At 42.7% G+C, this 14,492-nt stretch carries 14 protein-coding genes; 12 read left to right on the top strand and 2 right to left on the bottom strand.

All coding sequences use genetic code 11. The annotated features are described in order from the left end of the window. Positions 1–9 precede the first annotated feature (9 nt). The 11 genes from lacB to AC4HAN_RS04085 all read left to right on the top strand — a co-directional run bounded on the left by lacB (position 10) and on the right by AC4HAN_RS04085 (position 11,670). Entirely contained in the window at positions 10–525 is a 516-nt protein-coding gene (gene lacB, locus AC4HAN_RS04135; protein ID WP_027976734.1) for a galactose-6-phosphate isomerase subunit LacB, read from the top strand. A gap of 14 nt (positions 526–539) precedes the next feature. Continuing rightward, entirely contained in the window at positions 540–1,472 is a 933-nt protein-coding gene (locus AC4HAN_RS04130; protein ID WP_491091332.1) for a tagatose-6-phosphate kinase, read from the top strand. Between the two features lie 2 nt (positions 1,473–1,474). Then, a complete protein-coding gene (lacD, locus tag AC4HAN_RS04125; RefSeq protein ID WP_491091331.1) occupies positions 1,475–2,455 on the top strand; it encodes a tagatose-bisphosphate aldolase in 981 nt (326 codons plus the stop codon). Between the two features lie 22 nt (positions 2,456–2,477). Further along, positions 2,478–2,792: a PTS lactose transporter subunit IIA gene (lacF, locus tag AC4HAN_RS04120; protein ID WP_027976729.1), complete on the top strand. Its 315-nt coding sequence runs from the start codon at positions 2,478–2,480 to the stop codon at positions 2,790–2,792. A 2-nt stretch (positions 2,793–2,794) separates the two neighbouring features. Then, positions 2,795–4,498 carry a lactose-specific PTS transporter subunit EIIC gene (locus AC4HAN_RS04115; protein ID WP_491091330.1) on the top strand — a complete coding sequence of 568 codons (1,704 nt, stop codon included), beginning with the start codon at positions 2,795–2,797 and terminating at the stop codon, positions 4,496–4,498. An 11-nt stretch (positions 4,499–4,509) separates the two neighbouring features. Beyond that, entirely contained in the window at positions 4,510–5,916 is a 1,407-nt protein-coding gene (gene lacG / locus AC4HAN_RS04110) for a 6-phospho-beta-galactosidase (protein WP_491091329.1), read from the top strand. 187 nt (positions 5,917–6,103) lie between these two features. After that, positions 6,104–7,000: an aldose 1-epimerase family protein gene (locus tag AC4HAN_RS04105; RefSeq protein ID WP_491091328.1), complete on the top strand. Its 897-nt coding sequence runs from the start codon at positions 6,104–6,106 to the stop codon at positions 6,998–7,000. Positions 7,001–7,249: 249 nt separating this feature from the next. Then, positions 7,250–7,984 (top strand): PHP domain-containing protein, encoded by a 735-nt coding sequence (locus tag AC4HAN_RS04100; protein ID WP_491091327.1) that lies wholly within the window; start codon positions 7,250–7,252, stop codon positions 7,982–7,984. Positions 7,985–7,995: 11 nt separating this feature from the next. Beyond that, positions 7,996–9,759 (top strand): McrB family protein, encoded by a 1,764-nt coding sequence (locus tag AC4HAN_RS04095; RefSeq protein ID WP_491091326.1) that lies wholly within the window; start codon positions 7,996–7,998, stop codon positions 9,757–9,759. Continuing rightward, the gene (locus AC4HAN_RS04090; RefSeq protein ID WP_491091325.1) at positions 9,746–11,053 is read left to right on the top strand and encodes a 5-methylcytosine restriction system specificity protein McrC; all 1,308 of its coding nucleotides are present in this window, start codon (positions 9,746–9,748) and stop codon (positions 11,051–11,053) included. The genes AC4HAN_RS04095 and AC4HAN_RS04090 overlap by 14 nt, the downstream gene beginning before the upstream one ends. Further along, on the top strand, positions 11,050–11,670 hold the full coding sequence (locus tag AC4HAN_RS04085) for an alpha/beta fold hydrolase (protein WP_491091324.1): 621 nt from the start codon (positions 11,050–11,052) through the stop codon (positions 11,668–11,670). The genes AC4HAN_RS04090 and AC4HAN_RS04085 overlap by 4 nt, the downstream gene beginning before the upstream one ends. Before the next feature lie 178 nt (positions 11,671–11,848). Here the strand turns inward: AC4HAN_RS04085 and ald are convergent, their stop codons facing one another. After that, positions 11,849–12,946, bottom strand: coding sequence for an alanine dehydrogenase (ald, locus tag AC4HAN_RS04080; RefSeq protein WP_491091323.1), 1,098 nt, complete (start codon positions 12,944–12,946; stop codon positions 11,849–11,851). Between the two features lie 287 nt (positions 12,947–13,233). Beyond that, positions 13,234–13,410, bottom strand: coding sequence for a DUF3042 family protein (locus AC4HAN_RS04075; RefSeq protein ID WP_002263068.1), 177 nt, complete (start codon positions 13,408–13,410; stop codon positions 13,234–13,236). A gap of 74 nt (positions 13,411–13,484) precedes the next feature. Here AC4HAN_RS04075 and miaA point away from each other — a divergent pair, with 74 nt between their 5' ends. Beyond that, positions 13,485–14,381: a tRNA (adenosine(37)-N6)-dimethylallyltransferase MiaA gene (miaA, locus tag AC4HAN_RS04070; RefSeq protein WP_491091322.1), complete on the top strand. Its 897-nt coding sequence runs from the start codon at positions 13,485–13,487 to the stop codon at positions 14,379–14,381. The last annotated feature ends 111 nt before the right edge of the window (positions 14,382–14,492 follow it).

Raw genomic sequence — 14,492 nt, 5'->3', positions numbered from 1 at the left:
AGAAGAAAAATGAAAATCGCTATCGGCTGTGACCACATTGTGACAGATGAAAAAATGGCTGTCTCAGAATTTTTAAAATCAAAAGGTTATGAAGTACTTGACTTTGGAACCTATGACCACGTCCGCACCCACTACCCTATTTTCGGGAAAAAAGTCGGAGAAGCTGTTGTCAGCGGACAGGCAGATCTTGGCATTTGTATCTGCGGTACGGGTGTTGGTATCAATAATGCTGTTAACAAAGTACCGGGTGTTCGCTCAGCTTTAGTGCGTGATATGACTTCCGCTCTCTATGCCAAAGAAGAACTCAATGCTAATGTTATCGGTTTTGGCGGCAAGATTACCGGCGGTCTTCTGATGAATGATATCATTGAAGCTTTCATCAAAGCAGAATACAAAGAAACTGAAGAAAACAAAAAACTGATTGCTAAAATCGCTCATATTGAAACCTCAAATGCTGATCAAGCAGATCCTGATTTCTTTAAAGAATTCCTTGATAAATGGGATCGCGGAGAATATCACGATTAAGAAAGGTTTATTTCATGATTCTTACCGTAACGATGAATCCTTCTATTGATGTTTCTTATCCGCTGGATAAACTAAAGCTGGACACTGTCAATCGCGTCTCTGAGGTCACTAAAACGCCGGGCGGCAAGGGTCTGAATGTGACACGTGTGCTGTCAGAAGCAGGTGATGATGTCATTGCGACAGGCTTGATTGGCGGCAGGTTGGGTGATTACCTGACTGAAAAGCTGACGCAGGCTGGCATCCGGCATCAGTTTTTCCCTATTCACGGTGAAACACGAAACTGCATCGCAATTCTGCACGAAGGACTGCAAACGGAAATTCTTGAAAGCGGTCCCTTAATTGATGCCAGTGAAGCTGAAGGATTTCTGCATCATTTTAGAATGCTTGTCAAATCTTTTGATGTAATCACTTTTTCCGGCAGTCTGCCGGAAGGTCTTGAAAAGGACTACTATGCAAAATTAGTCGGACTGGCAAATCTGTATGGTAAAAAAACAGTCCTTGACTGCTCTGGAGCAGCACTTGAGGCTGTTCTTAGGTCTTCAGAAAAACCAACTGTTATCAAGCCTAACAGCGAAGAGCTGTCACAGTTATTAAGAAAAGATATTTCAGAAGATGCAGCCAGCCTGAAAGAAGTCCTGCTTGATCCTTTATTTGAAGGAATTGAGTGGATTATTGTTTCTCTGGGAGCAAACGGGGCTTTTGCTAAGCATGGGGATAAATTCTACAAGGTGGATATTCCCAAGATTGCGGTTGTCAATCCGGTCGGATCTGGCGACTCAACTGTAGCCGGAATAGCATCGGCGCTGGCACACAGCGAAGATGACGCTGCCCTGCTGAAAAAAGCAAATGTTCTTGGCATGCTGAATGCTCAGGAAAAAATGACCGGTCATGTCAATATGGCCAACTATGATACGCTGTATCAACAAATTCAAGTAAAAGAGGTTTAAAGATGGTACTGACAGAACAAAAACGCAAATACATGGAAAAATTAAGCGATGACAAGGGGATTATTTCAGCCCTTGCCTTTGACCAGCGCGGAGCTTTGAAACGTTTGATGGCACAGCATCAAACACAAGAGCCGACTGTGGAGCAAATGGAAGAATTAAAGGTTTTGGTTGCACAGGAATTGACTCCTTACGCGTCTTCAATGCTGCTTGATCCTGAATACGGTCTGCCTGCCACCAAAGCTCTTGATAAAAATGCCGGCCTGCTCTTGGCCTATGAAAAAACAGGCTATGACACAACCAGTACTAAACGGCTGCCCGACTGCTTGGATGTTTGGTCAGCCAAACGCCTGAAAGAACAAGGCGCAGATGCTGTTAAGTTCTTGCTTTACTATGATGTGGACAGCTCAGCTGAACTCAATCAGCAAAAACAAGCCTATATTGAACGCATTGGTTCTGAATGCGTAGCAGAAGATATTCCTTTCTTCTTGGAAATTTTGGCTTATGACGAAAAGATTGCAGACGCAGCCAGTCCTGACTATGCTAAGGTTAAGCCGCACAAGGTTATTGAAGCCATGAAAGTCTTTTCAAATCCGCGCTTTAATATTGATGTCCTTAAGGTTGAAGTTCCAGTTAACATGAATTATGTTGAAGGATTTGGCGACGGCGAAGTTCTTTACAGCAAGGAAGAAGCAGCAGCCTACTTCAAACAGCAGGATGAAGCAACTAATCTTCCTTACATTTACCTGAGTGCCGGCGTATCGGCTAAATTATTCCAAGATACCCTCGTCTTTGCCCATGAATCAGGAGCAAACTTTAACGGAGTTCTTTGCGGCCGTGCTACCTGGGCAGGCAGTGTTAAAGACTATATTGAAAAAGGCCAGTCTGCAGCGCGTGAATGGCTGCGGACAACAGGCTTCCAAAACATTGATGAGCTCAATAAAGTGCTGCAAAAAACAGCAACATCGTGGAAAACAAAGGTTTAATATTTTTAAAAGGAGAATCACTATGAACAGAGAAGAAGCGACTCTTTTAGGGTTTGAGATTGTAGCCTATGCCGGCGATGCGCGTTCAAAATTGCTTGAAGCCTTGAATGCTGCTCAGGCAGGAGATTTTGCTAAGGCTGAAGAGCTTGTTTCAGCAGCTGAGGACTGCATTACTGACGCTCATAAAGCTCAGACCAGTCTTTTAACAAAAGAAGCACAGGGAGATGCTATTGAGCTGAGTGTCACCCTGATGCACGGTCAGGATCATTTGATGACAACCATATTGCTGAAAGATTTGATGAAGCACTTAATTGAACTATATAAGAGAGGTAGCTAAATATGAACGCATTAATTGCTCAGATCGAGAAAGGAAAGCCTTTCTTTGAAAAGGTGTCTCGCAATATTTACCTTCGCGCCATTCGTGATGGTTTCATTTCAGCGATGCCTGTTATCCTGTTTTCCAGTATCTTTCTTCTGATTGCCTATGTGCCTAATATCTTCGGCTTTTCTTGGCCTAAAGATATTGAAAACGGCTTGATGACACCATACAACTATACGATGGGGATTATCGGTTTTCTGGTTGCCGGTACAACGGCCAAATCTTTGACAGATTCGATGAATCGTCGCTTAGATGATACCAATCAGATTAACTTTATCTCAACCATGCTGGCATCAATGGCCGGGTTCTTAATCATGGCAGCTAACCCTGCTAAAGAGGGCGGTTTCTTAAGTGCCTTTATGGGAACTAAGGGTCTCTTGACAGCCTTCATTGCAGCCTTTATTACAGTTAATGTCTACAAGGTCTGCGTCAAAAATAATGTAACTATTCGCATGCCTGAGGAAGTTCCGCCAAATATTTCTCAAGTATTCAAGGATATCTTCCCATTTGCTTTTTCAATCATTATTCTTTATGCTATTCAGCTGGGAATCAAAGCGCTTCTTGGCGTAAATGTGGCAGAATCAATCGGAACCTTGCTGGCGCCTCTGTTTTCAGCTGCTGACGGTTATCTTGGAATTACCATTATCTTTGGAGCCTATGCACTGTTTTGGTTTGTCGGTATTCACGGTCCTTCTATCGTGGAACCGGCTATTGCAGCCATTACCTATGCCAATGTTGAAACCAACTATCATCTGCTTCAGGCAGGCCAGCATGCGGATAAGGTCATTACATCAGGAACTCAAATGTTTATCGTTACCATGGGCGGAACAGGTGCGACCTTGGTTGTTCCTTTCATGTTCATGTGGCTGACAAAATCGAAGCGCAATAAGGCTATCGGCCGTGCGTCTGTTGTTCCAACCTTCTTTGGTGTTAATGAACCGATCTTATTTGGCGCACCTATTGTTTTAAACCCGGTCTTCTTTATTCCGTTTATTCTGACGCCAATCGTTAATGTTTGGATTTTCAAATTCTTTGTAGATACTTTGGGAATGAACAGTTTCAGCGTGAACCTTCCTTGGACAACTCCGGGACCGCTGGGTATTGTCATGGGAACAGGGTTTGGCGTATTGGCCTTTGTCCTTGCAGCTCTCTTGATTGTAGTTGATGTCGCTATTTACTATCCGTTTGTCAAGGTCTATGATGAACAAATCTTAGCAGAAGAAGCTGAGGGCAGCAGTGCAGCGGATTCTCTCAAAGAAAAAGTTGCCGCTAACTTTGATACCAAAAAAGCAGATGCTATTCTTGAAAATGCCGGTGCTGCTGAAGCTACGGACAGCGCAATCACTGAACAGACCAATGTTTTGGTTCTGTGTGCCGGCGGCGGTACCAGCGGTCTCTTGGCAAATGCACTGAATAAGGCAGCAGCCGAATACGGGGCACCTGTCAAGGCAGCAGCTGGCAGTTACGGTGCCCACCGTGAAATTCTGCCGCAGTATCAATTGGTTATTTTGGCACCGCAAGTGGCATCTAACTATGAAGATATGAAAGCAGAAACAGACAAGCTGGGTATTAAATTGGCTAAGACTGAAGGAGCCCAATACATTCAGCTGACTCGCGACGGTCAGGGAGCTTTGGCTTTTGTTGAAGAGCAATTTAAAGATTGAGAGGTCACAAGATGACTAAAACATTACCGAACGATTTTATCTTTGGCGGCGCAACTGCTGCTTATCAAGCAGAAGGCGTCACCAAAGGCGAAGGAAAAGGTCCTGTTGCCTGGGACAAGTATCTGGAAGATAATTATTGGTACACAGCAGAGCCTGCCAGCGATTTTTACCACAAATACCCTGTTGATTTGAAATTGGCCGAAGAATTTGGTGTCAACGGCATTCGCATCTCCATTGCCTGGTCGCGAATTTTCCCGACAGGCTCTGGCGAGGTCAATCCTAAAGGGGTAGACTTCTATCATAAGCTCTTTGCCGAATGCCACAAGCGCCATGTTGAACCATTTGTAACGCTGCACCATTTTGACACGCCGGAGGCACTCCATTCCAAAGGTGATTTCCTCAATCGGGAAAACATAGACTACTTTGTGGATTACGCAGAATTCTGTTTTAAGGAATTTCCGGAAGTCAACTATTGGACAACCTTCAATGAAATCGGCCCTATTGGCGACGGTCAGTATCTGGTTGGAAAATTCCCGCCGGGTATCAAGTATGACTTGGCCAAGGTTTTCCAATCCCACCATAACATGATGGTTTCTCATGCCCGCGCAGTCAAGCTCTTTAAAGACGGCGGCTACTCCGGTGAGATCGGTGTGGTTCACGCCCTGCCGACCAAGTATCCTTACGATCCATCTAACCCTGATGATGTGCGTGCCGCAGAGCTGGAAGATATTATTCATAATAAATTTATTCTTGATGCCACTTATCTGGGAGAATATTCTGATAAGACCATGGAAGGGGTCAATCATATCTTAGCTGTTAACGGCGGGGAGCTGGATTTGCGCGATGATGATTTTGCAGCGCTCAAAGCGGCTAAGGATCTGAATGACTTCTTGGGTATCAACTACTATATGAGCGACTGGATGCGCGCCTTTGATGGGGAAACCGAGATTATTCATAACGGAAAAGGTGAAAAAGGCAGCTCCAAATACCAAATTAAGGGTGTCGGCCGCAGAGAAGCGCCAACCAATATTCCAAAAACAGATTGGGATTGGATCATCTATCCACAAGGACTGTACGACCAAATCATGCGCGTGAAAAGAGATTATCCTAACTATAAGAAAATCTATATCACTGAAAATGGTCTCGGCTACAAAGATGAGTTTGTGGACAATACCGTTTATGATGACGGACGCATTGATTATGTGAAGAAACATTTGGAAGTCATTTCCGATGCCATTGCTGACGGTGCCAATGTTAAAGGTTACTTTATTTGGTCCCTGATGGATGTTTTCTCCTGGTCAAACGGCTATGAAAAACGCTACGGCCTCTTCTATGTGGACTTTGATACGCAGGAGCGCTATCCGAAAAAGAGTGCTTACTGGTATAAAAAATTAGCTGAAACGCACACTATTGACTGATGATTTTGCAGCACTTTCTTGTTTGCTAGAACTTAACAATACTCCATTATTTAATTATTAACACACAGACTGTTAAATCATCAGCTAAAATAAAGCGTTGCTATTTTCGAAAGGACTTTATAAGCAAGAGCTGCAGTCTTTGGCTGCGCTCTTGCTTTATTTTAAAGACTAAACAGTGAGGATAAATATGACAATCGAACTAAAAAATGAACAGCTTACAGTCCAGTTTAAAGAATTTGGCGGTGCCCTGTCTTCTATCAAAGATAAAGACGGTTTGGAATATTTATGGCAGGGAGACCCTCAATACTGGAGTTCTCAGGCACCGGTGCTCTTTCCCATTTGCGGCAGTTTGCGAAATGACTGGGCTATTTACGATTCGGATAAACAGGCACATTTTACCGGTCTTATTCCCAGACACGGATTGGTGCGAAAGAAGAATTTCACCTTTAAGCAGCTCAGTGAGGACAGTCTTGCCTTTACTATTGCGCCGGATGAGGACATGCTGGCACAGTACCCCTACCAGTTTGAATTAAAAATCATTTATAGCTTGAAGAGCTCAGCCATTCGTACAGAGTATCACATTACGAACAAGGAAACGGAAAAAACCATGCCCTACTTTATCGGCGGGCATCCCGGCTTTAACTGTCCGCTTGTAGAGGGTGATCGCTATGAGGACTACTATCTGGAGTTTGAAAAAGAGGAAACCTGTACAGTGCCGAAGTCTTTTCCTGATACAGGGCTGCTGGATTTACAAGATAGGACACCTTTTTTTGAAAAGCAAAAATTTCTTGATTTGGATTACTCCCTTTTTGCGCATGATGCCATTACTTTGGATCAATTAACATCAAGAAGTGTCACTCTGCGCTCTAAAAATCATAATAAGGGCATTCGTCTGGATTTTGCGGATTTCCCTTACTTGATCCTCTGGTCAACTGCCAACAAAAGCCCCTTTATAGCGCTGGAACCTTGGAGTGGTCTGTCAACGTCGCTTGAAGAGTCTGATCTTTTTGAAGAAAAACGCTCGGTCAGCTTTGTCAAAGCCGGTCAGACCGATTGCAAGCACTTTGACATCAGCATTCTTTGATCCTAAAAAAGCGAAGGTATCAGTTTCGGTTTTCTTTTTCCGAAAGTGATGCCTTCGTTTTGTTTGAACGAGGAAAGAGCTTAGTCACCTGAATTTTTTAGCGATTTCTTCTAATGGTCTTATTGATCCTAGCCTAGGTCCTTTTGAAAATAAGTATTTGGTATTTTACGGAGAAAGGTATAGCTGTAAACTATAATAAAAAGGGAGCGAATTTAGTGTATAATAAAGGAGAAAGAAGGAGGCATAACCATGCGCGATAACCATTTACACACCCATTTTTCCTATGACTCTCAGGCCCGTTTTGAAGATTATCTTGAAAACTATAAGGGAGAGCTGGTAACAACCGAGCACTATGACCTCTCAAATCCTTACACCAAGCAGGATGACGTGCCCGATTATGAGGCTTATTCTAAGGAAATAGCAGAGCTGAATGCTAAGTATGGCAACCGCATTAAAAAAGGCATTGAAATCGGCTACTATCAGCCCCGCGAAGCTGACCTCATCAGCTTCCTAAAAGACAAAGACTATGACCTCAAGCTCCTTTCTGTCCATCACAACGGTGTCAACGACTATCTGGATGACGAAGTGGCAGATATGGATAAAAATGCTATCATTCAGGAGTATCTGGACAAGCTGGAATATGCCGTCGGACGCGTGGAAGCTGATGTGCTGGCGCATTTTGACTATGGTTTCCGCCTCTTTGATGTGACGGTTGATGAATTAAAAGCCTATGAACCCCAGCTCATCCGCATCTTCCAAAAAATGATAGACCACAACCTAGCTTTCGAGCTCAACAGTAAATCCATGTATCTCTACGGACACGAAGACCTTTACCGCTACGCTGTTAGCCTGGTCAAAAACCTAGGCTGCCGCAAATACTCCATCGGCTCAGACGGCCACAAACTCGAACACTTCCGCCTCAAATTCGACCGCATCCAAGAAATATTGGAAGAGAATGGGATAGGGGAAGAGGAGATAGTATAGGAGAAATCAAGATGTCAGATAAATATAATGAATTTAAGAATTTACTTAGGAGATTTGTAGAACAGGCGAATATTAATATTAAGGGAGGTAGCGATAGGTCTCCACATTTGTCTCCTGATAGTTTTGAGAAAGATAATTATAAACTTGAATCAAGTAAAAATATGAAAATTGATAAAGTAAGAATTGATAATAAATGGTTTGACATTCATTTGAAATCTGGGTCTTCTTATGGTCCAACCAAAAAGGGATCATCAACAGTACCTTATATCGACTATTATATTGACAATAATTTATGGGCTAATTTACGGTTTACATTTAATTCAAAAACTATTGATAAAGTAAGTATTGTAATTTGGGATTCAAATAAAGTTGACCATAAAACGGGCATAGACGCTAAGATAAATGATTTTGATCTGAATGATGAGAATGTCCCGAATGATGCTTTAATAAGTTTTTTTGATCAGTATATGAATATTAAAGAAAGCGAAATCTATCGTACATTGATATCTAAAAATCATAATATAATAGAAGAACCACAGCCTAGTTACAACGATAGTAAATACGCTCGGGTTCTGAGACAATCCAAAAACCTCATCCTCCGCGGTGCGCCGGGGACTGGGAAAACTTATCTTGCTAGGCAGATTGCTGAGGAGCTGACTGGCGGAAATGATGACCAAATTGGTTTTGTCCAATTCCATCCGTCTTATGATTATACGGATTTTGTGGAGGGGCTGCGTCCTGTCTCAAGTGCTGATGGTCAGATTGGCTTTGAATTGCAGGATGGGATTTTTAAGAAATTTTGCCAGAAAGCGAAAAAGAATTTTATTGATTCGCAAAAATCTGCAAAAGCTATCAAGAATGAGAATGACGCTCGTAATAAGATTTCTACATTTTTTGCAAATATGGAATTTCCTGCTCAGGAATTCAAAACACAACGCAATAAATTCTTTGTAACAGATATTGATGAAAAAAATATTCATATTTCTATTCCTGATAATGAGGTAGCAAATAAATTAAAAATAAGCATTCAAGATATAGAACAAATGCTAGGTTCAGGTAGAAATTTTAATCAAGTTAATGAAATTACGCATTTCTTTGAAAAGCAGCATGCAACTCAAGGGTATTCTTACTATCTAGCTCTTTTTAAACAGATAAATAAAGAAAAAACTAAAAATGCTCATAAGGCAGTTACTAAAGAACGTAAAGACTTCGTCTTCATCATCGACGAAATCAACCGCGGAGAGATTTCCAAGATTTTTGGAGAATTATTCTTCTCTATTGACCCAAGCTATCGCGGTGAAGCTGGTACGGTTTCAACCCAGTATGCCAATCTGCATGATACTGATGAAAAATTCTATGTTCCTGAGAATGTCTATATCATTGGCACTATGAATGATATTGATCGTTCGGTGGATACTTTTGATTTTGCTATGCGCCGCCGCTTCAGATTTGTTGAGGTAACGGCAGAGGAACAGCTTAGTATGTTGGATAAACTAGGTGACAATGCTGAGGGAGCAAAGGCACGATTGACCAATCTCAACAGTGCTATTTCTAAGGCTGATGGTCTCAACAATCACTATCATATCGGTCCCTCTTATTTCTTGAAACTGAAGGAGCTTGATTACAATTATGAGGTGCTCTGGTTTGATTATTTGCAGCCGCTTTTGGAGGATTATGTCCGCGGTCAGCTTAATGAAAAAGAATTGATGGAGTCTTTTGAGAAAGCCTATTATTCGCCAGATAAAATTGAGGAAGCTGCTGATGATAACTCTTAAGGATAATAGCGGTTGCCAGCGTGATAGTATTAAAATTTCTGATGATTTTTTAAAGCAGATTGCTAATAAAACATTGGAAAATTTTCAAAAAGAAGGGCTTTTTATCTTTCCGTCTGATTTATCTGAATCTGACGACCTTGAAAGCAGTCAAAAGGTTTTGGAGGTAATTGGAGATAGGTTGCAAACCAGCAATGTCATGGGGATTTTGAAGTATGGTGAGGAAGAACTTTTTATCCAGTCTCGTTTTGACGATGAGGATAATTTCTTTTTCTTCTGTATGCTGGAAAAGGTATTGCATTTTAATGTGACAAGTTTTATGATGAGTGCTCGTTCGCAAACTTATCTGAATTTTTTAGTTTTCCTCTTTCCTTATTACCTTAATAGAGCATTGATTAAGGGTGTTTACAAGGAATATCAAGCGTTTCACTACAATGATGCCTATATTCGCGGACGAGTTGATGTTAACCGCTTTATCAAGGAAGACGTGCCTTTTACCGGCAGGATTGCTTATAATACTCGCGAGCGCAGCAGTGAAAATGCTCTCATTCATTTGGTGCGCTATACGATTGAATACCTAAAGCAAGAGGGCTATGCTGATTTGTGGTTGTCTGATAAAACCAGCCGTGAAAATGTGGAGGCGCTTGTCCAAAACAGTCAGCATTATCAAGCACAACCCTTGGCGAGAATTGTCCATGTTAACAGTAAGAATCCGATGCGCCATGCTTATTACCATGAGTATCGCGATTTACAGCGTCTCTGTCTGGCGATTTTGAGGCAGGAAACGGTCATGCCTTATCAAGAAAATCAACGAGAAGTTTTGGGATTTCTGATTGATGGTGCTTGGCTCTGGGAGGAATATGCAGCTACCTTATTGCCTGAATTTGAGCATCCTCAAAATAAGAGCAGGACAGGCGCTTATTACTTATTTCAAAATGGAAATGGAAGAATTTATCCAGACTTTCTCTCGTTATCAGATAGACCGATTGTTGCGGATGCCAAATATAAGCCTATGGATCATATCAATGGACGAGATTATTTGCAGGTAGTAGCTTATATGTATCGTTTTGAGTCCAAGCGAGGAATCTATCTTTTCCCTAATCACAAAGAGAAACCTGTTGATTATCAGTGTTCACAACTGTTACCAAAAGAACGAGAGCCCAAAATTATCGTGGAGAAAATTGGACTGGATATACCAAAGGATTGCACAAGCTACGAGGCTTTTGTCACTTATATAGAACAAGCTGAGCAGTGCTTTAAACAAAAAATAGATTCTTGTAAGGAAAAGATTATATGAAATTAGTATTTCTTCATGGCCTGGGTCAAGATGCTTCATCTTGGGATGAGGTGATTGCAGCCCTGCCTGACTATGATTGCTTGGCCTTAGACTTATTTACGGACGGGCGGCTGCCTGAGACTTTTGAAGAGTTGCACAAGCGGGTAGGTTCAGAATTGGCGGCAATTCACGAAGATTTTATTTTAGTTGGATTATCGCTGGGGGCTATGCTGGCTTTGTCTTTTTTGGAGAACCCAGCTGAGCATATGATTGCTGTCGTATCGGCGGCAGGGCAATATCAATTCGACGGCAATAACACGTATAAATGGCAGCTTTTTTTGTCTAAGCTGATACCAAAAGCTTTCCTTGCCAAACGAGGCATGGATAAAGATAATTTGCTGACCTTTTATGGCGGTTTAAGCCGGTTTGACTTGTCTGTCAGCCTTAAAAACTCAGACATTCCCTGTCTTTTGATGTGCGGGGATAAGGACAAGGCTAATTTAAAAGCAGCCAAGCAAATGACTGCGCTGTTAAAGCATGCTCAGCTGAAAATCATCAAAGGCGGCCGGCATGTGCTTAATCGGCAAATGCCAGAAGTCTTTGCCCAGATTCTTGTTTCCTATTGTCAGTCGTTATAAAAATTCTCCTTAATTAGCTAAGGAGAATTTCTCAATTTAAGATATCAATTGCACAGTTGCTGGATTTGAATAAGGTTTACAAATCCCTGCACTTTATTTTGGAAAATCATTGCTGCAGACAGGTTTTCAAGCAAACTGCTCCGCTATTACCAAAAAAACAGACCCTCGGGTCTGCTTTTTATAAATCTGTATAGTCAAGTCCCAGCGAGTCGGCTACAGCCTTGTTGGTTACTTTGCCGCGGTAAATATTGAGGCCGGTGCGCAGGGCTGTACTTTCAGCAACAGCTTTATCAGCGCCTTTATCGGCTAATTCAAGGGCATAAGGCAGGGTAGCATTTGTCAGAGCAAGAGTCGATGTGCGAGCGACAGCTCCAGGCATGTTAGCAACCGCATAGTGAACCACTCCGTCAACCAGATAGGTTGGGTCATCATGAGTTGTCACGCGGTCAGCTGTTTCAATGATACCGCCCTGGTCAACAGCAACATCAATGATAACAGAACCTGCCCGCATTTGTGCGACCATGTCTTTAGTTACCAGTTTTGGTGCGCGTGCTCCCGGAATCAAAACAGCCCCAATGAGAAGGTCTGCGTCTTTGACGCTTTCTGCGATATTGAGCGGATTGGACATGAGTGTCTGTACCTTGCCGTCAAACTGCGCATCCAGCTCAGCCAAGCGTTTTGGATTGACATCAATAACAGTGACTTTGGCACCGAGTCCGACAGCCATTTGTGCAGCATTAACACCGACATTGCCGCCGCCGATGATAACCACATGGCCTTTTTTAACACCGGGAACACCGCCCAGAAGGATGCCTGATCCGCCTTCAATTTTGGTCAGGAACTGAGCGCCGAGCTGAGTTGCCATGCGTCCTGCCACCTCACTCATGGGATTGAGCAGCGGAAGTGTGCCGTGATCCACAACGGTTTCGTAGCCAATGGCAATGACGTCTCCGTCAATCAGAGCCTGCGTCAATTCCGGTGCCGGTGCTAAGTGCAAATAAGTAAACAGCAAAAGATTAGAGCGGAAGAATTGGTATTCACTTTCTAAAGGTTCTTTAACCTTGATGACCATGTCAGCTGCCCAAGCTTCAGCAGCACTTTCTTTGATAACAGCCCCCTGTTCTTGATATTCAGCATCGGTAAAACCGGATCCAAGCCCGGCATCCTTTTCGACCCAGACGCTATGCCCGGCCTGTTTGAGCGTCAGCACACCAGCTGGCGTCAGACCAACGCGATTTTCATTGTTTTTAATTTCCTTAGGTACACCAATAATCATATTGTAACCCCTTTCATTTTATAAAAATATTTTCCCATATTGACAGGCAATAGTCAAGAAAAAATCAAAAGACACTTGAAAACAAAGGGATGTGATTGTGCTGTGCGAACCAAATCTGCTTTTCTTAGTCTCATTGTCAGCTGCTTCTTTGTTTGCTATAAGCTCAGCAAAGAAAGAGACGAGAGGAACTCTTGTGATTATACTGGGCGAGGAGAAGTAATACTTGTTTGAGGAAAATATTTCATAGGAAATAAAAAAATCGTCCCTGCGGACGATTTTAAAAATGTTTATCGAGTAACGCGGCGGCGCGCAGCTTTTTTGCGATTTTCTTCAATGAAAGCGGCTTTCTTTTCTTCCGGATCAATAATTGTTTTCTTAACAGCGAAGACAGCTCCGGCCACCGTTGCAGCAGTGCCGATGACACCTGTCGCGAGACCTCTAGCGAATGCATGTTTTTTAGCCATAAATAAGACTCCTTTTATATGTTATAATAGTACTATTATCTTAAAAATTACCGTTTTTTTCAAGGAAAAAGTGCATGAAAGAAAAAATACTTGTGGTCTTAGGTCCGACAGCAGTCGGTAAAACAGCTCTGGGTATAGAGTTGGCTCAAAAATATCAAGGAGAAATCATCAGCGGAGACAGTCAGCAAGTTTACCGCAAGCTGGATATTGGAACGGCCAAAGCAAGTGCAGCTGAGCAGAGAGCGGTTCCGCATCATCTGCTGGATGTACGTGATGTCAGTGAGAGCTACTCAGCTTTTGACTTTGTTCAGGAAGCAAGGAGTGCTGTTGAAACTATCAGGCAGCGCGGGCATCTGCCAATTATTGTAGGAGGAACCGGGCTGTATTTGCAGAGTTTGCTGGAAGGTTATCATCTGGGCGGTCAGGTCAATCAAGACGAAGTTCTCACTTATCGCAAAGAATTGGAGGAGCTGTCAGACCAGGAGCTTTTTGGTCTGCTGAAGACGTATGACATCAAACTGCCGGAAGCAAACCGCCGCCGTGCCACCCGAGCGCTGGAACTCCGCAAGTTCAGTCAGGGAGCCCAAAATCATGAGAAACCTTATGATTTTTTAGTGATTGGTCTAAATGATGACCGCCAAAAGCTGTACGAGCGGATTAACCGGCGTGTTGATCAGATGATGGCTCAGGGATTGCCGGATGAAGCGAGATGGCTGTATGAGAATTATCCTCAGTCACAGGCCAGCCGCGGCATTGGCTACAAGGAGCTCTTCCCTTATTTTGCAGGAGAGATTAGCTTGGAAACAGCGGCAGCTCAAATCAAGCAAAACACTCGGCGTTTTGCCAAGCGTCAGCTGACTTGGTTTAAAAACCGTATGGCAGTTGATTTTTACAGGGTTAGTGATGCAGATTACAAGGAGAAAATAGATCAGGCAGTGGCTGATTTTTTAGGTAAAAATCCACCGCTTTAGCATGAAGGAGCACAGCGACTTTCTTTGGGGAATAGGATTTTTTTGGGGGTATATTTTTCTTCCTTTAAATGTGTTTTACATTCGTTAAGGACTGATAAAGAATAGCAAAAT

This window comes from Streptococcus sp. ELY_86 (assembly GCF_058314495.1).
The sequence above is the reverse complement of the archived record's forward strand: the minus strand, read 5'-3'. Positions and strand labels throughout refer to the sequence as shown.